At 54.2% G+C, this 23,880-nt stretch carries 29 protein-coding genes; 24 read left to right on the top strand and 5 right to left on the bottom strand.

The window, feature by feature from the left end:
• The first annotated feature begins 66 nt into the window (after positions 1-66).
• The 17 genes from JJD74_RS25800 (at position 67) to traN (ending at position 14,428) form a co-directional block, all read left to right on the top strand.
• A complete protein-coding gene (locus JJD74_RS25800; RefSeq protein ID WP_124097838.1) occupies positions 67-519 on the top strand; it encodes a hypothetical protein in 453 nt (150 codons plus the stop codon).
• Complete coding sequence (locus JJD74_RS25805) at positions 516-1,982, top strand: 3'-5' exonuclease (RefSeq protein WP_060763791.1); 1,467 nt, start codon at positions 516-518, stop codon at positions 1,980-1,982. Before JJD74_RS25800 ends, JJD74_RS25805 begins: the two co-directional genes overlap by 4 nt.
• Positions 1,979-2,782, top strand: coding sequence for a hypothetical protein (locus JJD74_RS25810; protein WP_060763790.1), 804 nt, complete (start codon positions 1,979-1,981; stop codon positions 2,780-2,782). Before JJD74_RS25805 ends, JJD74_RS25810 begins: the two co-directional genes overlap by 4 nt.
• Before the next feature lie 66 nt (positions 2,783-2,848).
• Entirely contained in the window at positions 2,849-3,577 is a 729-nt protein-coding gene (locus JJD74_RS25815) for a phospholipase D family protein (protein WP_060763789.1), read from the top strand.
• Between the two features lie 456 nt (positions 3,578-4,033).
• Complete coding sequence (locus JJD74_RS25820) at positions 4,034-4,393, top strand: hypothetical protein (protein WP_060763788.1); 360 nt, start codon at positions 4,034-4,036, stop codon at positions 4,391-4,393.
• Positions 4,394-4,487: 94 nt separating this feature from the next.
• Positions 4,488-5,456 carry an AAA family ATPase gene (locus JJD74_RS25825; protein ID WP_128655775.1) on the top strand — a complete coding sequence of 323 codons (969 nt, stop codon included), beginning with the start codon at positions 4,488-4,490 and terminating at the stop codon, positions 5,454-5,456.
• Positions 5,457-5,533: 77 nt separating this feature from the next.
• On the top strand, positions 5,534-6,733 hold the full coding sequence (locus JJD74_RS25830; RefSeq protein WP_033962538.1) for a DUF3150 domain-containing protein: 1,200 nt from the start codon (positions 5,534-5,536) through the stop codon (positions 6,731-6,733).
• 80 nt (positions 6,734-6,813) lie between these two features.
• On the top strand, positions 6,814-8,628 hold the full coding sequence (locus JJD74_RS25835) for a nitric oxide reductase activation protein NorD (RefSeq protein WP_023049101.1): 1,815 nt from the start codon (positions 6,814-6,816) through the stop codon (positions 8,626-8,628).
• A 69-nt stretch (positions 8,629-8,697) separates the two neighbouring features.
• Positions 8,698-9,114 (top strand): hypothetical protein, encoded by a 417-nt coding sequence (locus tag JJD74_RS25840; RefSeq protein WP_013100876.1) that lies wholly within the window; start codon positions 8,698-8,700, stop codon positions 9,112-9,114.
• A gap of 73 nt (positions 9,115-9,187) precedes the next feature.
• Positions 9,188-9,574: a hypothetical protein gene (locus JJD74_RS25845; protein WP_023049102.1), complete on the top strand. Its 387-nt coding sequence runs from the start codon at positions 9,188-9,190 to the stop codon at positions 9,572-9,574.
• Positions 9,575-9,622: 48 nt separating this feature from the next.
• Positions 9,623-9,871, top strand: a complete 249-nt coding sequence (locus JJD74_RS25850; protein ID WP_060763786.1) for a hypothetical protein — start codon at positions 9,623-9,625, stop codon at positions 9,869-9,871.
• A gap of 67 nt (positions 9,872-9,938) precedes the next feature.
• On the top strand, positions 9,939-10,184 hold the full coding sequence (locus tag JJD74_RS25855) for a hypothetical protein (RefSeq protein WP_013100879.1): 246 nt from the start codon (positions 9,939-9,941) through the stop codon (positions 10,182-10,184).
• Between the two features lie 398 nt (positions 10,185-10,582).
• The gene (locus tag JJD74_RS31155; RefSeq protein WP_013100880.1) at positions 10,583-10,717 is read left to right on the top strand and encodes a hypothetical protein; all 135 of its coding nucleotides are present in this window, start codon (positions 10,583-10,585) and stop codon (positions 10,715-10,717) included.
• A gap of 271 nt (positions 10,718-10,988) precedes the next feature.
• On the top strand, positions 10,989-11,195 hold the full coding sequence (locus JJD74_RS25860; RefSeq protein ID WP_011077965.1) for a hypothetical protein: 207 nt from the start codon (positions 10,989-10,991) through the stop codon (positions 11,193-11,195).
• Between the two features lies 1 nt (position 11,196).
• Entirely contained in the window at positions 11,197-11,328 is a 132-nt protein-coding gene (locus JJD74_RS31160) for a hypothetical protein (RefSeq protein WP_255311629.1), read from the top strand.
• Positions 11,329-11,470: 142 nt separating this feature from the next.
• Complete coding sequence (locus JJD74_RS25865) at positions 11,471-11,668, top strand: hypothetical protein (protein ID WP_013100883.1); 198 nt, start codon at positions 11,471-11,473, stop codon at positions 11,666-11,668.
• 141 nt (positions 11,669-11,809) lie between these two features.
• A complete protein-coding gene (gene traN / locus JJD74_RS25870) occupies positions 11,810-14,428 on the top strand; it encodes a conjugal transfer mating pair stabilization protein TraN (protein ID WP_102685500.1) in 2,619 nt (872 codons plus the stop codon).
• A gap of 49 nt (positions 14,429-14,477) precedes the next feature.
• Here the strand turns inward: traN and JJD74_RS25875 are convergent, their stop codons facing one another.
• The 5 genes from JJD74_RS25875 to JJD74_RS25895 all read right to left on the bottom strand — a co-directional run bounded on the left by JJD74_RS25875 (position 14,478) and on the right by JJD74_RS25895 (position 18,309).
• Entirely contained in the window at positions 14,478-15,314 is an 837-nt protein-coding gene (locus JJD74_RS25875; protein WP_102685501.1) for a hypothetical protein, read from the bottom strand.
• A gap of 81 nt (positions 15,315-15,395) precedes the next feature.
• Complete coding sequence (csrA, locus tag JJD74_RS25880) at positions 15,396-15,569, bottom strand: carbon storage regulator CsrA (RefSeq protein ID WP_102685502.1); 174 nt, start codon at positions 15,567-15,569, stop codon at positions 15,396-15,398.
• A 10-nt stretch (positions 15,570-15,579) separates the two neighbouring features.
• Entirely contained in the window at positions 15,580-16,488 is a 909-nt protein-coding gene (locus tag JJD74_RS25885; protein WP_102685503.1) for a ParB/RepB/Spo0J family partition protein, read from the bottom strand.
• A gap of 408 nt (positions 16,489-16,896) precedes the next feature.
• The gene (locus JJD74_RS25890) at positions 16,897-17,745 is read right to left on the bottom strand and encodes a DsbA family protein (RefSeq protein ID WP_124097839.1); all 849 of its coding nucleotides are present in this window, start codon (positions 17,743-17,745) and stop codon (positions 16,897-16,899) included.
• Positions 17,746-17,751: 6 nt separating this feature from the next.
• Complete coding sequence (locus JJD74_RS25895; RefSeq protein WP_033041159.1) at positions 17,752-18,309, bottom strand: hypothetical protein; 558 nt, start codon at positions 18,307-18,309, stop codon at positions 17,752-17,754.
• Positions 18,310-18,732: 423 nt separating this feature from the next.
• Between JJD74_RS25895 and JJD74_RS25900 the strand changes: the two genes are divergently transcribed.
• From JJD74_RS25900 to JJD74_RS25930, 7 genes are all read left to right on the top strand, one after another.
• A complete protein-coding gene (locus tag JJD74_RS25900; RefSeq protein WP_013100890.1) occupies positions 18,733-19,248 on the top strand; it encodes a single-stranded DNA-binding protein in 516 nt (171 codons plus the stop codon).
• A gap of 67 nt (positions 19,249-19,315) precedes the next feature.
• Positions 19,316-20,407, top strand: a complete 1,092-nt coding sequence (locus JJD74_RS25905; RefSeq protein WP_013100891.1) for a RecT family recombinase — start codon at positions 19,316-19,318, stop codon at positions 20,405-20,407.
• A 241-nt stretch (positions 20,408-20,648) separates the two neighbouring features.
• Positions 20,649-21,275 carry a hypothetical protein gene (locus JJD74_RS25910; RefSeq protein ID WP_013100892.1) on the top strand — a complete coding sequence of 209 codons (627 nt, stop codon included), beginning with the start codon at positions 20,649-20,651 and terminating at the stop codon, positions 21,273-21,275.
• 82 nt (positions 21,276-21,357) lie between these two features.
• Positions 21,358-21,537, top strand: coding sequence for a hypothetical protein (locus JJD74_RS25915; protein ID WP_033040792.1), 180 nt, complete (start codon positions 21,358-21,360; stop codon positions 21,535-21,537).
• On the top strand, positions 21,518-22,021 hold the full coding sequence (locus JJD74_RS25920; RefSeq protein ID WP_013100893.1) for a hypothetical protein: 504 nt from the start codon (positions 21,518-21,520) through the stop codon (positions 22,019-22,021). The genes JJD74_RS25915 and JJD74_RS25920 overlap by 20 nt, the downstream gene beginning before the upstream one ends.
• A gap of 131 nt (positions 22,022-22,152) precedes the next feature.
• On the top strand, positions 22,153-22,761 hold the full coding sequence (locus tag JJD74_RS25925; RefSeq protein WP_013100894.1) for a hypothetical protein: 609 nt from the start codon (positions 22,153-22,155) through the stop codon (positions 22,759-22,761).
• Complete coding sequence (locus tag JJD74_RS25930) at positions 22,748-23,791, top strand: YqaJ viral recombinase family protein (protein WP_013100895.1); 1,044 nt, start codon at positions 22,748-22,750, stop codon at positions 23,789-23,791. Before JJD74_RS25925 ends, JJD74_RS25930 begins: the two co-directional genes overlap by 14 nt.
• Positions 23,792-23,880: the final 89 nt, after the last annotated feature.

The following is a 23,880-nucleotide window of genomic DNA, read 5'->3' on the forward strand; positions in this document are numbered from 1 at the left end:
ACCGCCCGAAACCAGACCTTTCCCAGCGACCTGCATGAAACGATCTCCTCACCTAAGGAGACTCACATGCCCAGCGAAAAATATCTTCCGGCGATATGCCGATCACCACTCATTGACTACCTGGCAGGCATCGGCTCGCACGCGGTCATGATTCTGACGTTCAGGCACAGCGGCGAAGAGCTGCGCTCGATATCCAGTCGTCACACTGCTGGCCTGATGGCAGTAGCGGTTGGCATGGTCGTCGCCTGTACCCACTTCGCCCCGAGCTCCAGTTCCACGCATAGCTTGGTGTCTTGCGCATTATTTGCCCTCCTTATCGCAGCGGCCTTACGCACCTTCGGAATGCATGCCGTTGCAGGGTATGCGACGTTCCTGGTGGTTACAGAGCCGGTGGCCCTGGTTATTCGCCATCTCCCAATGGGCGACGTGATTGATGCCGTGTTTTCGTTCTGGTGCTTAGCAGCGCTGTCTGTCTACGGCGGTAAGTCCGCAAAAAACAGAATGGAGTCGCCTCAATGAAGTCGACCGCAGAACAGCTTCCGATCATCGAATACCAAGGTGACCATCTGGTGGTGAAGGCCTATGCCGGGTGCGGCAAGACGACAACGCTTGTTGCCTATGCCAACCATCACAGCCACTTGCGCATGCTCTATCTGGCGTACAACCGCGCTATCCGGGATGAAGGCGCGGAGAAGTTTCCGAAAAACGTAGTGTGCAAGACATCCCACCAGTTGGCCTGGCCGCAGTTTGGCCGACACTATCAGCACAAGCTCGGGAATATCCGTCTGACGGATGCTGCCGGGCTCCTCAAAACACGGAACTGGGGAGATGTTCGAGACGCTATCGCTGTGCTCAATGCCTACCTTTCGAGCGCTGACGAAGAAATCAGTGAGGCGCATTATTTTGCTGCGCTCAGCGAGGAAGAGGCAGCGGAGCACGGAGCCGATCACCTCGACCGGACGATAAATTCTGCCCAGAAACTCTGGGACGAGATGATCGATACAGAGAGCAAATTCCCCTGCCAGCATGACGCATACCTGAAGCTCTTCCAGCTCAGTAATCCCCAGCTGCCGTATGACGTGATCCTTTTCGATGAGGCGCAGGACAGTAACCCCGTAACTGCCTCCCTGGTCGCTGGTCAGAAGGCGAGGAAGATATTTGTCGGCGACAAATGGCAGCAGATCTACCGTTGGCGAGGGGCTGAGAACGCACTTGATACGCAGATTGTGCAGGGCGCGGCGTCGATGTTCTTGACCAACTCATTCCGGTTCGGGCCGATGATTGCCGGCGTAGCCAATGCGATCCTCAAACAGCAAGGGGAAACACGTCCCCTGGTCGGGTACGGTGCGCGCGACAAAGTGACGACATCGCTTCCCTCTGGATGTAACCACTACACCGTGCTCAACCGCACGGTGATTGGCGTGATCATGACGGCCATTGATGCTGTATCTGATGGCCAAGTTGTCTACTGGAACGGGGGGATTGAGGCATACCAGATCTCCGACCTCGAGGATGTTTACCATCTGAAGGTCGGCCGCAAGGATGAGATCCGCAACAAGCGCCTTTTTGGGCAGTTCAGCGACTTTGGAGGGTTTGCCGAAGCGGCAGAGGAGTCGAAGGATGCCGAGATGAATCGGATGCTCAGGATACTCAAGGAGCACAACGACATCCCGAAATTGATCGCAGCTCTACGCCGTAACTCAACAGATGATCCTCTCGATGCCGATGTGATTGTGAGCACATGCCACCGATCAAAGGGGCTGGAATGGGATGTGGTGGTCTTGGAAGAAGATTTCCCGGACATCTTCGACGAAGAGAAAATCACCCCAGATCAGCGGATTGATGAGCTGAATTTGCTCTATGTCGCAGCCACAAGGGCAAAGAAGGTACTGGTGATCAACAGCATCACCCAGGTCGTGATCCAGAAAAGTCACGCCGAGGCCAAGCGGGAGATGGAAGCGGCAGCGGGGCAGCGCGCATGATCTACCTCTACCTTGCGCTTTTACTTGTGCCGGCCGGAGCGATTTTTGTCTGGGGTAGGCTGGTGTCACAGTTTTCGGCAAAGACGTGGATTATCTATCGGAACACTGGAATCATCGGCGGGCCCGTACATGAGCTGGCGCACGCGATTGCATGCCTGCTCTTCGGCCTGCGAATCAGGAAGCTTGCGCTATTCGCACCGGATGCAATCACTGGGCAGTTGGGCTACGTCGAGTTTTCCTATAGCCCGTTTTCTTTGCGCAACTCGATTGGTCTTCTTGTTCAGGGCATTGCGCCCTTGTTGGCCGGGGGCGCAATCGCCGTTCTCTCCCTCGGCACATCATCCGAACAGAGCCTTCCCGACCAGGGCATGGTGCCTTTGGTTGTCTGGATCGGCGCTGTGGCCACCGGTTCTGTTACCGCGATCGTCGACTTGGGTACTGGCTCATTGCAGGGGTTTGCTCTGGCGTTGCTCGTCCTAGTTATCTCGATGCACGCCATTCCAAGCACTGCCGATATCGCCCTGGGTCTCAAGGGCTTTGCCATCATTGCGGTCGCTTTCGGCGGCTTAGTCTTCTTGCTCCAGATGATTCCATTCCAGGGAGAAGGTGTTGCAATGGCGTTCATCATCAAGGCCGCGGATTTTGTGGCGCGTTATCTCGAGATCGGGATGTGGCATGCGCTCAACGGCGCAGTAACGGTGGTGACCCTATCTGTAGTCGCGAGCGTAGTGCTGATCCTGCTCCCAGCGTTTTTCTTCCATCTCAAATCCTTCTGGGATGGAGCCCGTGGCCATGTTTGAGCACTTATGGTGCATGCAATCGCGGGTGCATTAGGCCCGAGCAATTCACGAAGTCAAGGAAATTATATGCCCAAGTTTCTTAACACCAGCGCTACCAATTACTACCTGGAGGAGCTGATCAAGAACGCGAAAGAGCGGCTGATCCTGATCAGCCCGTTCCTCAAAATCAATGATCGCATCCGCGAGCTGCTGGAAGACAAAAACCGTATGAAGATTGACGTGCGGATCGTCTACGGCAAGAGCGAGCTCAACCCTCAGGAAATTAACTGGCTCAAGGGCCTGACCTTCGTTCGCACGAGCTTCTGCAAGAATTTGCATGCCAAGTGCTACCTCAACGAAGAAGTGGCCATCATCACGAGCCTCAACCTCTACGAGTTCAGCCAGGTCAATAACAACGAGATGGGCATCCTGCTGACCCGGGAGGCTGACTCGGAGTGCTACCGCGATGCCTACGACGAGGCTCAGCGTATTGTCCGTGTAAGCGATGAGGTGCGTATTGCAATGGAAATGGTCGTCAAGGTCGAAGGCGGTGGCGCTGCTGCTCAGGCAGCATCGGCATCGACCGATGCGGCTGATGGCGGTTCAGGCGCTATGGCCAAGCTCACCTCTGCAAAGTTGGCTGCAAAAATGGGCATCAAGACGAAAGACCTGATGGATCGGCTTGTTGCGGGGGGATACCTCGAGCTTCGAGATACCATGCATTACCTGACAGAACTTGGTAAATCCGCAGGTGGCGAGTTCCGGAAGGGGCCTGGCGGTTTTTACTTTTTATGGCCGTTTGATTTTGATTTTTGACGCTTGTGTCGAGGCCCGACCGGCACGGAAAGCAAGCCTGGATGCCATGGAATTCCTCACCTGATGTGAGCCGGCCCAGAAACACGATAAGCGAGCCGCCCAAGGCTGACTAAGGGCGGCTTTTCTTTCTCCTCCGGGCCTGCTTGACCGCAAATTTGCGTGATCCCAGAGGGTTGCAGGCATCCCTGTAAATAGGCATCATGGCCCTACCGAAAGGTGCGTAAGCTGCGCGCTATTGCAGCTCAAGAACCCTCACAGCTCCGATCGGGGCTGTTCAAGTAAGCATAAGTCCATCTGACTTATGCTACCTCCCAGAATCAACCATCCGCGCATGAGCGTAGATGTTTGTCCGTGCCTGGCACGGGTCGTTAGCTGCGACTCTAATCAGCTTAAAAACCTACCCATGCGGGGAAACCCGTATGGGCTTTCTCCGCTCTGAAAACTGGAGTTGAGAATATGAGCAATACCAACGAAGTCGTTAACCTGACCAAGTTTAAAACTACCCGTGAACTCGAAGCCTTCGGGGTTCGTGATCTTACGAGTTGGAAGGAATTTCAGGAGATTCGTAGTCTCCTTTTCTTCCCGGTGTTGCCAACGAAGGAAAGTGTTGCAAAGCGCGTTGAGCGTCTTGGCGAAATTGCCCTTGCTGAAGCAAAGAAATCTGGCGCAACTACCGTTCTGGTCAGCTGCCCGCCATGGATGATGCACTCGCTGTGTGCCGAGCTGGTTTATCACGGGCTCACACCAGTCGTAAGCTTCACCAAAAAAACCAGTGAAGACAGCCTGTCTGTAATTGATCTGGTAGTTGCTGCGTAAAACCCGCACAAAAAAAACCGCCCACTGGGGGAGTCTTCCCCTATGGGGATTCTCCTTTTCTTGGGCAACTGCTTTCGAGAACGGAGAATTTAAAATGCAATTCAATGCACAAGTTGAGATGAAAGAGTTCGGCTTCAATACCAACGCGAAAGCGCCTGGTTTTGCAGAAGGACACCAGTGGATGCATCACGTCGCGCCGAAGAAGAAGTATTTCTTCCGCGAGATGCTGGTCAAGCCGTTCATGAGCTGGCTCTACGCTCCGTTTGGGGATAGCTGCATGCTCCTCGGCCCAACTGGATCGGGTAAGTCTTCGCTCGTAGAGCAAGTCACTGCCCATCTTAATTGGCCCTGCATCACCGTTTCGGCACACAGCCGGATGGAAATGCCGGAGCTTACTGGTTACAACCTGCCTGTCACTGATCCGGTGAGTGGCGACCTGAACACGAAGTTTGTGGATGGGCCGCTGACCCAAGCAATGCGCAATGGGTTTGTGTTCGTGCTCGATGAGTACGACACACTTGATCCGGCAGTAACTGTAGGTCTGCACGCTGTCATGGAGGGGAGACCCTTAGTGATTGCGGAAAACAATGGTGAGGTTGTGAAGCCTCATGCCAACTTCCGGTTTGTCGCTTGCGGCAATACGGCGGGACAGGGCGATGCATCGGGAGTACATGCTGGCACCATGCAGCAGAACCTGGCATCGCTGGATCGCTTCCGTGTGTTTGAGGTTCCATACCTCGAGGCTGATAACGAAGTAGCAACTTTGATATCTGCTTTGCCAATGCTTCCGGAAGAGATGGCGAAAAATATGGTGAAGGTTGCGAACTCCATTCGTAATCAACATCAAGGGTTAGGTGGTAATTACCTAAGCGTTACGATGTCCACTCGGACATTGCTTCGTTGGGGGCGTATCTCTTGTGGATACACTCACCAAGGCGCAGCTAATCCGCTTCAGCTTTCGCTGGATGAATCACTGCTCAATCGCTGCGATTTAGTTCAGAAAACAGCAATTCGTAAGATCGCCCAGAGTGTCTTTGGTGGCGATTGGAAGGTTGCTGTGTAAAAAACCCTAAAGGGGGAATCTCCCCCCACGGGTGCGATTCCCCCTTTTTCATGCATGTGAGAAAGGAGAATCGTGAAATGTCCATTCAACAGAATGAAATTAAAATCCTAGACCAACTACTGCTGGTCGATCTTTCCGGTATCCATCTGTGGACTGCTCGGAAAAAGCTTAAACCTGAAATGCTGGAGGGGAAGATTCCTCCTGCTATTTTGGCTTCACTCGGATCGATGCGTGTAATCGACCCGGAGAAGCTGAAACCGTTTGAGAAGATCAAGCGGCAGGCTACAAAGGTGGTGGAAGAGTGTGGTGTGCGGTTCCTGGGTGGCTATGCAGTTTCCCAGGACAAGATCCAAGAGGTTGTTGACCGACTGGAAGCGCTCAAATCGCAATTCTACGACTTGAAAAACAACTTTCTCCCTAACTACGAACGCTGGATCACTGAGTGGATCGACAAGGGCTGGGAGAAGCAAGAATGGCGTGATGCTATCCGCACCTCGGTGACACCGAAGGCGCAGGTAGATGCAGGGATGCATTTTGGGTACGCGGCATGCCGTGTTTCCCCTGATGGCGACAAGCACCTCTCTAACACGCTGGGTACGCAGGTCCGTGGTTTGTCAGATCAGCTGTACGCTGAGACGGCAGATACAGCCGAGCGCTTGCTTGAAACAGGCTTGGCCACTCGTGGCCATGTCACACAAACGACGCTGAACACTGTTCGGAAGATCAACGCCAAGCTTCGCGGCCTGATGTTCCTGTCCAGTGAGGTCAAAGCCCTAACCGAACACATTGAGGAAGTCCTTGCGGCTCTCCCCAAGTCCGGGGTGGTTAATGGCTCTCAGTACAACAGTGTTGTAGCCCTTGTGTCGGCCCTCTCTGATGAGGACTCGATCAAGCGGCTGATCAAAAACCTGAACATAGCTAACGGTCATGAAGATGCATCGATGGCCTTCGTTCCAGCATTGCCTTCAGTTGAAACCGAGGCCCCGGCCAGTGTTGAAACAGAGGCTCCTACAGCAGTTGAGATCGAGGCTACGGCCGAGACTGTCACTGCTGTTGCTGTACCTGATGCTGAAGTACCCGCGGATGCCGTAACGATGGTCGAGGAAGAGCTGAGCGCAAGCGTAGCTAATCCGAGTTGTCACGACAGCATCAACGAAGTACCAGCAAAACCCGAGGTTGTTGAACCAGCTGAATCCGTTCCAGTGGAGCAGTCTGAAGAACCCCTCGTAATCAATCCGTCCGAACCCGATATGCCCTTCGGCACCTTCTGGTTCTGACATCACAAACAAACCCCGCGTGGGAGTAACCCTCCTCGCGGGGTTACTCCTTTTCGCGGTGGCGAGAAAGGAGATAAACGATGAGCAATCAATCCCTGGTCGGCACTCTTCCGATCTATGCACAGCACCTTGCCGAGCTAACTGGCGTCAAAGTGCATGTTGAGGGTATCCAGGCTAAGACAGATGGAAAAAACGTATTTGTCCCCTTCACCGAGGACGATCTGCCGCTGTCCTTCGGGTACATCGCACATGAATGCTCCCATGTCCGCAACACAGACATGGGCTGCTTTCGCGACTCAAGCCCGACACCCTTCCGCAAGAATCTGCTGAACATTCTTGAGGACATCCGCATTGAACGATTGAGCATGGATCAGTACCCAGGTACTGAGTCGGACATCCGCTACCTGAACCGCAAGGTTCTGCTTGAGCCGTTCCGGCCTGAGCAGGTGGATGACTGCCCGGCGCTTCATGTGATTCACAACGGAATTCTCTACGGCGGTTACTGGCTACTCCAGGAACCGCAGCTTGAGGTTCCAGCAAAAGCCTACCTGGCCCGTATGGAGACCCTTCTTGGGGCTGACCTTACGGATCAGATCCTGACCCTGGTGAAGAACACCCTGACGTGCGAGAGCACAACAGATGTTCTCGCTCTGGTGGACGCGATTATCGACCTGCTGCCTTCGCAAGAGGATGAGCAGGAAGATGAGCAACCGCAGCCCGAGCAAGGCTCGGAGGGTGCTCCTCAGGACTCGCAAGAGTCGGGTGGAGGCGATCAGCAGCAGGAGCAGAAGCAAGACGGTGGTGCGGGTGCAGGTGATGAAGGCAAAGAGGAGGGGCAACCCGAATCCAAGCAGGAAACATCTGATGGAGGCCAGTCCGGCTCCGAGCCGCAAGACCAATCCCAACCAAGTAGCGGCAGCAATGCCGGCGACGATGGCCAAGAAACCTCGCAGTCCAGCAATGGCAGCGGCAAACCTTCCCCAGAAGCCAGCAACCTGCGCGAGCAGGCCAAGGATGCAACCGAAGCCGACCTGAAAGGGTTGATCTCGGAAGTTGGCGACAAGGCGGGTGAGTTGCTAGGCCGTAAGGCAGTGCGCGACGGTAATCCGCTCCGACCATTCTCTCTGGATGGGAGGGGGAGGAACCGATCCGATCAAGCGAGCGTCCGCCGTGTGCAATTGGGCATCGAGCAATCGGCCGGTCTGCGACAGTGCCTTAATGGGCTGTTACAGGCGCAGGTTGATTGCCGTGTTCGGCTGAAGCGGCAGGGCAAGCGGATCGACACTGGCCGTATCGCCATGATGAAGGGCGGCGAAACGAGGGTGTTTAGAAGTAAGTCTCGAGCAGAGCGTCAGTCTGCATCGATCCAGATTCTTCTCGACAAGTCGGGGAGTATGAAATCTGCGATGGATCAGGCCGAAGCCGCAGTCTATGCGGTTCTAAGCGCGCTGGAGGGACTTCCGCTGGTGACAACCGGCGCGATGTCGTTTCCCAACAAGGCGAACGATGGCGTTGAGCGCTGCGCACTGATCAAGAGCCCGAAAGAGCGATTGATCAGGGCGGTAAGCGAAGGTGGCTTTGGTGCGATGTCGGAGGGCGGTACGCCTCTTGCGCAAGCACTGTGGCCGGCTGCTGTTGAAGTTCTTCGTGCGAAGGGCGAGAAGAAGATTCTTTTCGTCATAACGGATGGGGAACCGAACGCAGGTACTACTCATGCAGCGAAAGAGTTTATTCAGCGGTGTGAGGTCAGCGGTATCGAAGTGATTGGACTTGGTTTCGGAAGTGCCAATGAGCACATCCTGAAAGCATTGTTCAGCCAATACCGTGCTGTTGGGGAGGTTGCGAATCTCAAGAACTCGCTCTTTGAGCTTGTTCGCGAAGCATTAGCCGCCTGACAAATAACCATTCAACCCACTAGGGGCTTTCCCTAGTGGGAGGCCTCTGTCGGTTTGAGGAGGTCTGAAATGGAAAATACTGCGACTGCGTTGCCCTTGCTGGATCTGTTTGGGGAACAAGTAATTATTCAGCGCCGCTCGTTTGAGCGGAGACCACGGAGAAAGGCAAGCCATGCGCGAGTCTTTCAACTTGGATTTCTCGACATTCTGGAAATGTCAGACGCTGAGTTGGAAGCCCTGCGGACACGAGACGAAATCACCGATGATTACGTTGAGTGGATGCGGGAATACCTGCTGAAAATCACTCTGAGGCAGATCATTCATCCTCAGGTCAGTGAGCAGAATTGGCGCGAAGCAATGGATTGGGTACTTTCGGACGAAGTTCATCCGTTTAGCTTCCGAGTCTGTTGTGAAGCAATGATGTGCGACTTCGAAGATGTTCGCGCTACCACATTGAAAATCGCAGCCAAAGAACTGTTTAAGTAAATAGAAGCCCGATAGGGGGGAAAGCCCCTACGGGCTTTCTCCCTTTCTGCGTTTCGTAGAAATGGAGAATCAGATGAATGCTTATAAGGATGCCCAGGCCGGCGAAGCCAGGACGTTCGTTACTCGTAACGATCAGGTGGTCAAGCTAGTTGAAAGGCTGCTGAAACGCGCTGCCGGCGTTCTCGTCGAGAAGGTTTGCCGCAAGGCTATGACGGAAGGCGAGCTTCAGGTTGTAAAGCAGGCGGTTGAGCGTGGCGAGCTGTACAAGGTTTTCAGCCTTGTTCGTCCAGCTGCTGACCAGATGCGACGTGTGGACAGCACGAACATTTACTGGGACTGGATTGACGCATTCGGGAGCTATTCGGACGCAGTTGGCTCTTGCTGGCCATACATGAGCCAGGAGCGAAGAGCGTACGCTCTGCTGCACGCTGAAGAGCTGGCCAACGCAATCTGCAAATAACCCTACCGGGGAACCCCGGCGGGGTTCTCCATGAAAATGGAGATGAAAATGCACCGGTTTGTTGAAGAAAAGATGGCAAAAGTCGCGCCTGTTCCATGCGACTTCATCCTTGGCGATACCGTGACGGTGACAAATGGATACGGAGTCGAAATCCAGGGAAAGAAAATCCTGGGATTCGTCCGAGAGATCGATCCTGAGTTTCGTCCCGAAGCTTTCATTTTTCTGGACTGGGATTGCTACTGGTTCCCGGTATCACCGGATAAATTGAAGCTCGAAAGCAGATATTCAGGACTCTAAAAAACACAACCCAAGGGGGAGAAATCCCCCGCGGGGCTTCTCCCTGCATGGATGTATGGAGAAGTCGATGAACGCGATCCTCGAAGCTGCTCGTTTGCAAGGCCAGGCCTCGATAAGCCGTAAGGCTTGGGTAACCAAAGGGGGCACAAAGGTTCACCTATGGGAGCTGTCATCAGGGGGCGTCATCCTCCTGAAGCACTCGCGGGGAGAAGGTTTTTTCCAGCCGATAAAGCTGGAGGAGCCAATGGAGATGGTTGTTGACCGTTTCCGGAATAAATGCGGCCACAAGGTGTTCTCACCTAATGGGCTATGAGTGTGAAAGGGTGGCCTTCGGGTCACCCTTTTTTTTGGTTCGCCATCTTGTTAAAGGGCATCGGTTTGGTATCATCGCAGGCATAGAGCGGGCCTCAGGTCGAGCTCTCAAGAACCCCTCCAGCACAGAGCCCTCTGTGCTTAGAACTTAGCGCCATGCATGAGCATGTCCGCCAAGGCCTGAAACGTGTATGCGTTCAGGCAGTGTTCTCATCATGTATGTGATGAGTCACAAAAAGCAGAGCCACGCTTTCAAACCGGCTTAAAAATAGCACTCAAATTATCGACATCCAGGCAACTGGATATTGGTTTTTCTGCGTGCATAAAAAACCCGCAGCGGGGAGATTACTTCCCGCCAGGGTGGTTCTCCGTCTGCATCTTTTGCTAACGGAGAACACCATGAAAACTCTCATCGTCCTTACCGCTCTTGTTGTTGGTGGCATTCAACTTGGCTTCAAGGCGTTCGATGCAGGCGTTGAAACTGCTCAGCAGTCTCACACCGCAGAAATGATCAAGGCACGTCACGCGCTTTGATTCAATAAGGCTCTTGGCAAAAAGCTTTCGGTTTTACTGGAAGTCTTTGCTTCGTAAGAGGTCGTCCCGATGTTTCATGTAAACGCAATTGACGCTGTTCGCAGCGCATCATCGTTGGCAGAAAAATCGAACTTTGCCTATGCGATTTATTCGCAGGCAAATGGCTTTATTGTTGTTCTTCTAACTCAGCCGAACGGCTCGGAGTTGGAAATAATTAAACCCTGACGGGGAATCCCGTTGGGACTCCTCGTCTTTTTGAGGAGTAAAAAAGATGTACAAGAAAATACTATTCGACTGGATTAAGGCTTCACTTATGGGCGTTGGCTGTAGCTTGTTGGCAGCCGCTTTTGTTTCCATCGTTACACCAGGAACGCATCCGCTTGTCGTATCGTTCTGTCTGGTGCTTGGCGTGGTAATGATGATCGCCGATTTGGTGGTATCCTTGATTACAGCGATGAGCAATCCGAAAGGAGAATGAAATGGACTCGATGCAGATGCTTGTTTACGCAATCGTAGGCGTTGTCGGTGCTTTGGCCCTAACCGGCGTGATCGGTTATGTGGTCGCTGACCGTCTCGACAAGAAGCACGGCACGAACATCAAGGCCCACTGAGCCTTCCCTCAGGGGTTGGCCCAGTGAACGGATTCAAGTCTAGCTTCGGCTAGACCGCTGCGTGGTCACCCTCCGTGGGTGATCCACCAGAGCCCTTCCGTGTGAAGGGCTCTGGGGATCACCCACACCTGGAGAGTTGAACATGACCGCAGCAAACGCACTATTCTGCCAAGAACTCAAAGAACTGATGGTCGAGTCTGGACGGGTGTTCAAAGTCCCCGAGCAGATCGCCAGAACTGTTTCGTCCTCCGATCCGGATACCCGGTTCGTTAAATCATGGGCGGTGATTCATCGCTTGATCCCGAGTGATGGCCAGGTCTTAGTAGTGCCTGAGGCATGATCAAAAACACAGCGAGCCCCGGCCGGTGACCCCACCAGCCGGGGCTTTGCTTTTTCAGGCGATTTTGTTGCCTGAAACCGCGCCATCATTTCTCACCCTTCCCCTAGCATCGAAGCATCCCCATTTTTGGACATGCGATCGATGCGACAACCACTCAAAACAACGCTGAGACGGCTGGTCAACGTGACCGTGATCGGCCTGTATCTCAACAGCATGACCTTCACAGCCTGGGCCGACGCTGTGACAGCAGGATCTGCGGCCGGTCAATCGGTAGGCCAGCAGGCACTTCAGGTATTCGATGGTGGGGACGCCTCCGTCACGCTTCAGGATCTTTTCCCTGAAACTGGAGACACTGCCTCGCTCGAGAACGTCTACGGCGACGATGTGAAGACGATCGATCTCGGGTTGCGAGCAAATACCCGCCTCCAATCGGAATCGTCCTCTGAGGGAGAGGCATACCGAACCCTGATCGACAGCGGCAACCGCATGTCGGTAGATCTCTCCAACGACCCTATGCTCAATCAGGCTGATCAAGTTCGTTCCCCTGACTTCATGGATGGGTTTAAGCAGAACTTCGCGGACTGCACCTCTACCGAAGTTTTTGAGAACGTGACGAAAAACGCCCATGTTGCCAATTACAAAACATGTGAGCGCGTCGTGGATCAAGGCGGAAACGTTGAGTTCCTGCATGACTACAAGGTAGGTGTAATCGAATACGTTTCCGGGCAGCCAAACTTTCAGTCGTGCGGACCAGGTTGCTTGTACATCTGGGTCGGCACGGTAGGAGACAACTACTGGAGCGGGAACTGCAAAATCTATGAGGAGTACACCCGATTCCGCGTGATAGCCAAGGACGCCATTATTTCAGCTACCGTCGACAGAGCTGTTTTCGACGATTATTTCCAAATCCTTTTCAATGACGAAATGCTTTGGACGCACACACCTGGTGTCTTCCCGCCGGAAACAGCTGGAAGCTGCGAACGCGGAACAAGCTGGAACGTAGCTCCGAACAAGGTGATCACTGACAAGTTCGGCAGCGATGATGACGTGATCACGTTCAAAACCCGCACCTCGGTTACCGGTGGTGGTGAGGGTTACGCCCGCATCAAGATCATCTATGACCCGGCAAAGGCGTTCGTTGATAAAGGCTGGGGCCCAGAAGAGCGCCTGCCAATGTTCGACATGATCAAGGATGGGTTCTGCACCAACGCACAGATGTCGTGCACCTCTATGCCGGCAGTTGATGCTAACGGGTGTACCGAAACCAATGGCGTTCAGATCTGCCGTTCTGACATGCCACCATCCCCGCACCCGAGCATTGATCCTCTTTGCAAGAAGGCCCAGGTAAGCGCCGAGTGCTCCTACTACAAGGGGAATATGGATTGCTACACGGACGCCCAGGGTGTGCAGCGGTGCCCCTCAAATGATGGCGGTAACCTGAATACCTGCACCCAATACGAGCAGAATCCCAGCTGTGGTTTTATCTCTCAAGGCTGTATTGATGGCGCAAAAGGCGAGACAGGCTCGTGCTATGCCTTCGAGGAGGTCTGGGACTGCGGTTATGACACCAGCTACGAAACCATCGTGAACACTGGGGCACAAATCGAATGCCCTGGTGGGGCGCGCTGTATGGGCAGTGAGTGTTTCGACTCGTCGAACACGAAAAGCGGCGATTTTGCCTATGCGGTGGCCATGCTTCAGGTTGCTCAGTTTGCTGAGCACGACTTGGACTGCGGTGGTGATGGTACCGATATCAACCAGGCCAATGACTGCAAGGTGTTCAAAGGCGAGGCTATGGAGTGCAAGAAGGCGCTGGGTGGCTACGTCGACTGCTGTGAAGCCCCAGAAAGCGTGTCCATCTTCGACTATGTGAATCTGACGATGAATACACTGAAGATGACCAGCTCGCTCGAGGCATTGAGCAGGACAGGAAATCTCTTTGCTCCGGGGTACTGGGCTGCGGGTACTGAAGCGGCGATGTCTGTTGGCTCCTCGGTTATCAAGGGCCAGTGGGGCACCATTGTGGATAGCGCCACTGCTGCGTTCCAGAAGGGCTTTGAGGGCGCGGTACAGGAAACCCTGATGAGCGAACTTCAGCAATGGCTCATGCAGCAGGCTTATGACGCGATGGTTGAGATGGGGGCGACGGCTGCGGCCGACGCGGTATTTGCCACCGGAGCAGATGGCGCGGTTACCGGTCTGGGGTCGCAAGCTGCGATGGTTGTGAACATCATCGGCTGGGTGTACATGGTTTACGTGATCGTGGATCTGCTGATCAACATCATCTGGGAATGCGAACAGAAGGAATTCGAGCTGGGTGCAAAAAAAGAAACGCGGCAATGCCACTTCGTTGGCAGCTATTGCGCATCCGAAGCTCTTGGCTCTTGCGTCGAAAAACGAGAAGCCTATTGCTGCTTCGGCTCGGTTGTGGCCCGGATCATTCAAGAGTCAGCCCGTGAGCAACTGGGTTTGGGATGGGGTGACGTGAAGTCACCTACGTGCGAAGGAATTACGCCAGCTCAGATGGCGCAAATGGATTGGTCCCGTGTGGATCTGTCTGAGTGGATCGGTATGCTGAATCTTGCAGGGCGGCTGCCAACCGCGAACACCGTATCGCTTGAGGACGTGACAGGAAGTGGAAGTAGACTTCAGATAACGCAGGGTGAGACGCGGCTCAACACGCTAGACCGGAACTTGCAGAGGCTAGAGGGTTTCGATGTTGACGCGGTGAAGAGAAAAGCTGAGGAAGATATGAGATAAAAAGAAGCCCCGCCAAGTGCGGGGCTTCTTGTATTAATGGCGGCGTTTGCTATTTCCCAATGAAATACATCGCCTGGCCTTTATTGATGATGCGCGCGGGTACAGAGTTCTTTCGCAGCTTCTGGCCTGGGTGATACATGTAGAACCACTCCGGCAGAATTTCGGAAATTTTAGTCATGGCTTCCAAGGTCGTTATGTCGTTCTTTATTCCATCAACTGTGTACTGCTCATTGAGAATGAAGATTGGCCCATATGCCTCGGCGGCATTAATAAAGCTCGGTGGGGGCGTGGCTCTGTCGGCAAATTGCACGGGAGTTTCTTTCACGAAAGCTGCGGGACTATCGTAGGCCTTCCCGTGACCTGACGGATACTTACCTACCAGCGATTTGAGTTTTGAGCGGTTATGAGGAAAGGCTTTGACTCGCGCCTCCTCAATTAGCTTCAAGACCAGGGCAGACGCTTCTTCGGGCGATTTTGCCAGCGTGCTGGGTACCCAAGCGGCAGTCTGGTAGGTGCGAGCTGGATCGCTCGAGCCGCCGAGGAGGAAGAGGCCTACCCCTAGGCCAAGAGCTGCATTGCTGCTGACACCAGGAGGAGGCGACGCATAGCCGCCTGCGGCAACAGCAGCGTCCGCCACACTCGAGCCTCCTGTACTAGGAGTCGCCGTGGTCGGGTCGGATACAACGAATTCTCGGGGAACATCACGCTGACCAGAAATGTTCATGGCAGTCAGAACGTGCATCGCATCAGACCATTTTTCCTTCGGCACATTCTGCGGGTCAGGCAGTTGTACGGTGGGTGCCTTCGGCGAGGAAGAGCACCCGACCAGGAGAGCAATAGCTGCGGCGAGAAGCCCGGTGCGAATCGTTATACTGCGGTTCTTCATGGTGAAACTCCTTTTTTCGATAGCCATAGGTTACCGTCTTCGGCGGCGATCCCAAGCGAAGTCGAACGACCGACTATGTGATCAGGGTGTTTTTTCGTTCTGGATGCGCTGGTAGATCTCTTCGCGGTAGATCTTCACCTCTTTCGGCGCTTCAAACGCCAACCTGACCGTACCGTTCGCAGCCTTTGTGACGATCACCTGTATGTCGTTGCCGAGCCGAATCGACTCCCCTACCTTGCGCTCAATGTGCAGCATTACTGCCTCCTCAGGCTTCAGCCGTGTTCTGGCTGGCCTCATACTTCTCCAGGATCTTCAGCAACGATTCCGCCGCCTTCGAGTCAAGCCGCAACTCATGCTGCGCATCGCCCCCGGACTTGAGTTGATCGCGCAGGCTTCCTGTAAGGCCGCTCAGTGCGCTGAACGCACTCATGGCTTCCTTGGGTGTCACCTTGAACTTGCCAAGCGCCTTGTTGGCGTCTGAGCCCGTTGCGCGGGTACGACCGGAGGCCTTTGCTCCTTCGATCATCCCCAGCAGCTTTGGATATGGGTCTTGCCCAGTTCCTCGCAGCTCCACCAGAACATCAATGACAGGCGACGCTTTAATTGCGCCGTCGCGAACGAGCTGTTTGACGTTCTCCTCGGCGTTGGCGAGAAGCAGCAGTCGCTCAACATGAGTGACGCTCCTGTTCATGCGATCGGCGATTTGGGCTGGAATCCAGTTTTGCCCGGCCAGGCGCTTGTAGCCTTCTCCTCGCTCCAGCGGCAGCAGCTCTTTGCCTTCGCTGGTCTTGATCATCATCACAACAGCGTCGGACTGATTTCCTTTGAACTCGTTGACCATCAGGCCTGGAAGATTTGCACCGCGCCCATCTGCGATGCGAGCGCCAGTGAGGCGATGGTGGCCTTCTCGGATCACGAGGCGAGGGTTGCCGTCGATGATCTTCAGTTCTGCGACGACTGGAGGCACATACAGGCCCTGCTCATAAGACTTGGCGAAGCCTTCGGCATGGTCAGGATCGATGGGCCTCAGATTGAAGCCTTCTTCAATTGCAAACCAGTCAAGCGGTGCAATGTAGATGTTGTTGCGAATCATCTGTTCGTCGCGTGGAACACCAGTTTTCTTCAGGTGTTCGTCCAACTGGCGAAACGATGCAATGCGTGGTAGATCGTTCATGGCGTATCTCCCTGATACGTTTATTGAGGTGTGCTCAGTACATCACTGCTCTGGAATATCCCAAGCACAAGAAAAACCCCGCCGGAGCGGGGTTGGAGTCATCGACTCGTAGGAGGTGAATCCGGGAAGTGACCAAGCCGCTCCTCAAATACGAGCCGGCTATGACCACAATCCCAGAGAGAGAACATCAGCCCTGTGCTCATGTCAGCGGCGATAAAATCCTCTCCGTTTGGAATGAGGGTGTATCCGTTGGCTGAGATGAGATCGAAAACCTCATCCCAGCTACTGGCCCTGCGTAGCGCACGGAAAAGGCCCACCCGACCTTCTAGCTGCTGGGTCATGGCGTCACGAGCGCCCCAAAGCGCACGAGTGCCGCCGGCGTCTAGCCGGTCGGCCCATTCATCCAGCCTATTGAGCACCGATCTCATTGGCCGCGCCCTCAGCAGGGGTATCCAGCTTGTCCTGGTTGGGAGCCTCGTCGCGCATTTTGACCAGCTGCTGCATGGTTTGGAGTAGCACCTGCGTGCTTTGGGCACCCTTCACCAGCAGTTTGTTGCCTGTCAGGTTGTCGACTACGACCGTTGCTGGCGTGCCGGTGACACCCATGTTCGTGCCTTTCTTCACCTGGCCTTCGATCAAGGCCCGGTACTTGCCGCTTTCCATGCACTGACGATAGGCATCAAGGGGAGCACCAACCTCCTGCGCAAGACGCTCTACGTCCTCGACACCTTGGCCATTGAGTTGAGTGCGAGCGAACCATTCGCCAGTAAAGGCCCAGAAGGCTTTGTTGCCGGCAACCTCGCCCACGCACTCAGAGGCGTGAGCTGCCACTTCCGCTGCGGGGTTGTGGAAGGCCAGGGGGTAATGCTGCCATTCCCAGTTAATGCGCCCTTCGGACTTGTCAGCCATCTGCTTTGGCGTGTCATGGAAGCGCTTGCAATAAGGGCATTCCAGGTCAACGAACTCGACCAAGGTGAACTGGGCGTCCTTGCTGCCGTAGATGTGCCGACCTTCAATGGTGGTGTCAGCTGCGCCGCTCCACTTCGAGAGAATTTTCGCTTTCGCTGCGTTGATCTTCTCAACTTCACGATCCTTCAGGGTTTTGTCGACCGCGCCTGGCAACTGCTCCACAAGGGCATTTTTTACGGCGATGTCGGTGTAACTCTGACCCATGTGGACAGAGACACCGATAGCAACGGCAGAGGCCACGATGGAAACGCCAATGGCTGTAGCGAGAGTGGGATTGAATTTAGGCATGACTGATCACTTATAGGAGGGGGAAAAAGACGGTTTCAGGTGAAGAGGGACATCCTTCGGGGTGCCTTCGACGAGAATGACCCACTCCTCGTAGCTCAACCGTTGAGCCCCTTTGCAGAGCTTGTTCCGGACGGCAATGTAGTCATCGACCGAACCGGCCGCGTTGGCCAAGGTGACGATGCGCTCGCTTGCCGCGGGTTGGCCAAGAGCAAAGGCCTGCGCCACATTTGCAGAGTCAGCACAGTTGGCCTGGAACATGGATGAGGGGACTGCAACGCTATCGTTCGTTGTAAGGCGTGCTTGCAGCTCTGGGTGAAGCTTCCCGGCCGGGGTCTCGAGAACATCGAGGCTGCCAAGAACGGGTTGATAGGTGGGTTTTCGCAATGCTGCACCGCCTCGGCCCGTATGCCCCCAACTGGTGTGGTATTCGCGCATGTCGGGCTCGTAGCTTGCTACCTCGAATGGCGTGCCTGAGGCAGGTGGTTCTGGCTTGTTGGCACAACCCGCTGTGAGCGCCAAGCCAATGGCCAGGCCTAGCGGCAGGAGAGATTTAAGGTGGTGCATGGTTGATCCTCTGAGGCTGGTAAGGATCATTTTCCTCTGTACAGAAAAGGAGATGGCCCGTTTTCAGGACGAAAAAGCGACTGAAAAAACGCCGACAAAAAACCCGCTTGCCATTGGATTCTGCTTGTTGCAGACTTCCTATCACGTCGAGTAGCTCGGCGTTATAAATCCGGATTGCATGCCTTGCAGTCCATCTAGCAGGCCCAGCGCCTCATGGTTGAATCTCAACCATCATGAATTCCCAGATTAAGTCAGCCCACATGTGTGGACTGATTTAGTCATGCGCTTCGTCGCATGGTCGGCTTGTTGGCCGTCTCAAAAGTACAACCAAAAACCCATGAAAAACCAAACCCCAACGGGGCTGCTATTGCCCCCGTATTGGGGTAATGCCGCCCCGTAGTTCTATCTAAATGGAGAAATACTATGGCTCGCGGCGTAAATAAAGTGATCTTGGTTGGCACCTGTGGTCAAGATCCAGAAACTCGCTACTTACCGAACGGTAATGCAGTAACCAATCTCAGCCTTGCAACAAGTGAGCAGTGGACTGACAAGCAAACGGGACAGAAAGTCGAAAAGACCGAATGGCACCGTGTTTCTTTGTTTGGGAAAGTCGCTGAAATCGCTGGTGAGTATCTGCGGAAAGGATCGCAGGTATACATCGAAGGTAAGCTTCAAACACGAGAGTGGGAAAAAGACGGTATCAAACGGTACACCACCGAAATTATCGTCGACATGCAGGGCAGAATGCAGCTCCTGGGTGGTAGGCCAGAGCGCGACAACTCTCAAGGGCAACCCCGTGAGCAGCGTCCGCAACAGCAACAACAACGTCCTAGTCAGTCACCACGCGATCCTGCTCCACAGCATGATCCGCATTATGACAGCTTCGACGACGACATCCCTTTTGCCCCAATTAGCCGTTTGCTTCTAAACATCATCTAATCAGGCAGAAGTCAGTCAAGAATTAACGCACCTTCGGGTGCGTTTTCTTTTTAGAAAGGAAAATGAAATGAGCGATAACTTCCAAAACGCAGTTGCAATTATTGCGAAGCAAGAAGAAAAGTTCATCAAGCTAGTGGAGTCGTCGAAGACTGACGTGATGTTCAAAAATGAGCTGCTGTTTGCATCGCAGGCCATGATGAACAACGACTATCTGTGCAAGTGCGCTACGACTAACCCGCTAAGCCTTAGAAATGCCTTTAGCCAGGTTGCGGCTTACGGATTGACTCTTAATCAATCCCGACAGCTCGCGTACTTGGTGCCCCGAGACGGGCAGGTGGTTTTGGACGTGTCCTGGAGGGGCATGGTCAAGGTCGCTGTGAACGACGGTGCGATCCGTGATTGCATCGTTGAATTGGTCTACTCGAAAGACAAATTCGAGTACAGAGGGAAGCGACAAAGCCCGACCCACACGTTCAACCCTTTCGACAAGAAGGCTGATCGTGGGGAGTTTGTAGGTTGCTACGTCGAAGCTCTTCTGCCTGATGGCCGCGTTCACGTTGAGGCGGTTACCGCTGATGAAATCAATGCTGCTCGCGATGCTTCAGAGCTGTGGAAACGCAAGAAGAAAGGCCCTTGGGTCGACTTCGAAGATTCCATGCGCAAGAAGTCGGCCATCAAGATTGCAAGGAAATACTGGCCTCAGACCGGCTCAAAGCTGGACGGAGTGATTCAGTACCTCAATACAGACGCTGGGGAAGGGTTCTCTTCCAACGATGTACCAGTTGAAGTTGTTGAGCGATATATGGGCGCTGCTGATGTGGTGGAAACTGAGCCGTTGCCGACCTCTAACCAGGTTAATCAGCAGCCAGAACCCACCGTAGACCCCGAACAGGCCGCTAAACCAGAGGTTGCAGATCCTGCCCCGGCAGACGATGTGATTGAAGGTGAAGTTGTCCGTGATGGAAGCCAAGTTCCGCCACCTGCTGATTTACCTGCAAAGGTGATCAAGAAGGTTGCGGAAGTTGTTCGGCGTGCTCGTGATGCCAATAGTTGGGAGCCGGCGTTCGAGTACGTTTCGACGTGGCCTGTAGACGCTCGGGATTACGCTGTAACCCAGTTGAAATCTGCGCAGTACGTTGCTCAGTCGCAAGGCGAGTGACGCAAAAAAACGCTTTGGGGGGCCTTGTTGCATAGGGCGCTTCGAACTGACCACAACCCTGCGGGGCTTTCCCGTAAGGGGAGTGCTCCGTCAGTTCAAAAGGAATCAATCAGATGGCTGACTTGATCGTCTTCATCCTGACCCTGCTGCTGCCGTAAGGCATCTGCAAAAAACTCCCTGACGGGGCATATCGCCCCCAGGGGCGCATTGCCCTCGTCGTTTTTTGAGAAAGGAAAACGATATGGCAACTGCACAACCGAAAGTCACCGTACAGCTCATGCATGACACCGACGCAGAAAACCCGCGCAAGTGGGACAACCTTGCAATGATGGTCTGCGCTCATCGCCGCTACATTCTGGGTGATGAGGATGGAGCTACTGAGGCGCTTGACCTGATCTACGAGCACCTGTCCGAAAGGCAGCTCAACGAGATGGGCTTCGACTCAACTCATGTACCTGACATCCAACAAGCTCTCAAAATGACAGGCAAGGCGATCATTCTGCCGCTGTATCTCTACGATCACAGCGGCATCACGATGAGAACCAAGCCGTTCGCCTGCCCCTGGGACAGTGGGCAAGTGGGCTTTATTTTCGTGAGCAAGGCGAAAGTGTGTGCTGAGCAGGGCTGGAAACGGCTGAACAAGTCACGCACCGAAAAAGTAACCGCCATGCTGGTTGGGGAGGTCGAGGTTTATGACCAGTACCTAACCGGCGATGTGTGGGGCTTCAAGGTGATTGAAGACGGCGAGGAGACAGATAGCTGCTGGGGTTTCTATGGCAGCGATCCGCTTTCTAACGGCGTAGTAGAGCATCTTGCAGGCCAAGCAAAGCAGCTGGTTGAAGCTGGGCAATACCAGCGAATCAACTGAGTAATCGCTATCCCTGAGGGGCACCGCCCCTCAGGGAAGGTGCCTCTTTTTCAGGGCTAAAAATCTGAGAAGGAGATACACCATGCGGACTTACATCCTATCGATGACCATCCTGCATACACAGCAGAAGGCTACCTTCCGTTGTGAAGCAACCACCTTCGGCGAAGCGATCGACAAAGCAGAGAAGGCCCATCCGGGTTTTTTTGCCGTTCTGACCCACTCCCTTCCAGGAGAGCAGAACAATGCGACCGTCAACCGTTGAGGGGCTGAAGGACTCCCTTGCTAGCTGGGGGGAGATGAAAGAAGAGGGTGGTGCGTTCGCGGAATACGCTGACGAAATGATCGAGCAATTTCAGGTGAAGCTCATTCTCCTGGAGTACCTGCTTTGTCAGTTCACTATCCACGGACTTGGCTTGACGCTGAAGCATCGGAGCCGGGATGCCTGGGGTGTTCTTATCCCAGACGCATCTCAGCAAGGGCGCTTTCGGTGGCAGGCGTTTCAACGTGATGGCTTCACCGGCCATTGCACGCATGACACGCCGGAGCTGTGCATTGGCGACATGCTTGACGATGGATACGCACTTCTAGATATGGGGGCGCTTGATCGATTGTCGGGTACCGCTGAATGGCAGCGCGGCATGGAGATCGTCGCAGTGATTCAGGCTTGCAATGCAGGTCAGTTGAGCTTCGAGGATGCCATGCGCAAGCGAGAAGAAATCTACTCCCGCTACGCGAAGGTTGCGTAATCGTGAGCATCACTGGAACACCAGAGAAAGAATATCCCCCAGGGGGCGAAAGCCCTCTGGGGTTTCGCCTTTCCGGGGGTGCCACTTGGGTTTTCGAGCCAGGGTGGTGAACTTGAGAAAAGGAGAAATCAATGAAGACCTTTGAGTCATGCTGCAAGGCATTCCATGCCGTAGAAGCCGCAATCGTCGCTCACCGCAATTCGGAGTTAGGAGTCGAGATCCAAGAAAAAACCATGTTGGGGAAACTCAGCATGTTCATGGATCTGGATAACTGGCCTGAGAACCCTGACCTTCAGGGATTGACGGAAGCAGACGAAAAGCAGCTGCGCGAATGGGGTGTTGTTTACAGTAAGCGGCTCCAGGACTTCCATGCGAAGGCCGAAGAGCTGAGAAAGGAGCGGTATAACGCCGTCTGTAGGGCGTTACGGCTGCTCGGAGAAGAAATTGGCTTGCAGTTCAACTTCTTCACATCAGGCCCACTAGATGAGCGCATAGCGAATGTGCTGAGCCATGCTGACTTGCTACGCAAGACGCTGCTTGACGGGCTCGGCTATGTCGATGTGCTTGATCCAGAAACAAACTTTGCGAAGGGCTTCTACAGCACCACAAAGTTGAAGAAAACCGAGCTGTTCCACGACCTGAAGCTCTGTGCTGAGTTCCGTAACAACGGTGTTCTGCATGCGTATGAGGTAATGGCCAGGCTGGGGTTCCATGAGGGTGTCGACAATGAAAATCGTTGACATCGCGCAGCGGACTCCTGATTGGCACGAGTGGCGAAGGGAAGGCATCAGTGCAACCAGTTGCGCTGTCATCATGGGTGAAAACCCTGATAAAACGCCCCTGGAGCTGTGGAAGGAATTGGTTGGAATTGTCGAGCCAGCTGACTTGTCGGTAATCCCGCAGGTTAGGAGGGGAGTCAAATTCGAACCGCTAGCGCTACAAGCCTTTGAGGATAAGTACGGCAAGATGGCTTTGCCGTTCTGTGCAGAGTCGACCGCATACCCTTTTATTCGGGCATCGTTCGATGGGGTTCTGGATGACAAGTCTCCGGTAGAGATCAAGAATCTCTCCGAAACCAACCATCTGGAGGTGCTGCAACTCAGGGAGCATAGCAAGGCATTTAAGCTGTACCGCTGGCAAGTGATGCACCAGATGATCGTCAGTGGAGCACGGCGCGGTTACCTGTGGTTTTGGTCGCCGAAGCATGAACCCTGCTGTTTGATCGTTGACTGGGATGACCTTCTGGTGAGACGAATCATTCAGGCAGAAGAAATCTTCTGGGGGCTGGTGATGCGCGGTGTGCCGCCTGAGGCCGATCCAAAGCGGGACGTTATTCCGCTGGATAGGCTGGACCTGGCTGCATGGCGTCCGCTAGCAAATGCCAGGAGAGCGAAGGAGAGCAAGATTGCTGAGCTGAAGGCCCAGTTGAAAGTGCTCACCAAGGAAGCAAAAGACCTTGAGGCCGAGATCCTGCCGTTGCTGGGGGAGTTCCGCCGGGCCGATGCTCTGGGTGTGAAAGTCACGAGCTACGAAGTGGCTGGCACTGTGGATTGGAAAGGTGTTGCGCACGAGCTGGAGGCGGTTATTCCGCCCGATGTGATCGCGAGACACCAGACCGGTTCGTCAATGGCTACGCGGGTCTCTGTGGATGCCTCCTACGATGAAAGTAAGGCCAAACCTGAGCCGTTGCCCCGCATACGGCAAAAGGTGGACGCAATAAATGAGACGGTCGAAGAGCCGTCACAGTTTTTCGGAACCTTCTGGTTCTAACCCCTCAGCCCGGCACTTGCCGGGCTTTTTTTCGACCATAAAACTGCCTGAAAACGAAACTCAAGGCGGTATCCCTCACGCATCATTCT

Source organism: Pseudomonas sp. MF6776, assembly GCF_016613125.1.
In the GTDB taxonomy this organism is placed as follows: domain Bacteria; phylum Pseudomonadota; class Gammaproteobacteria; order Pseudomonadales; family Pseudomonadaceae; genus Aquipseudomonas; species Aquipseudomonas iridis.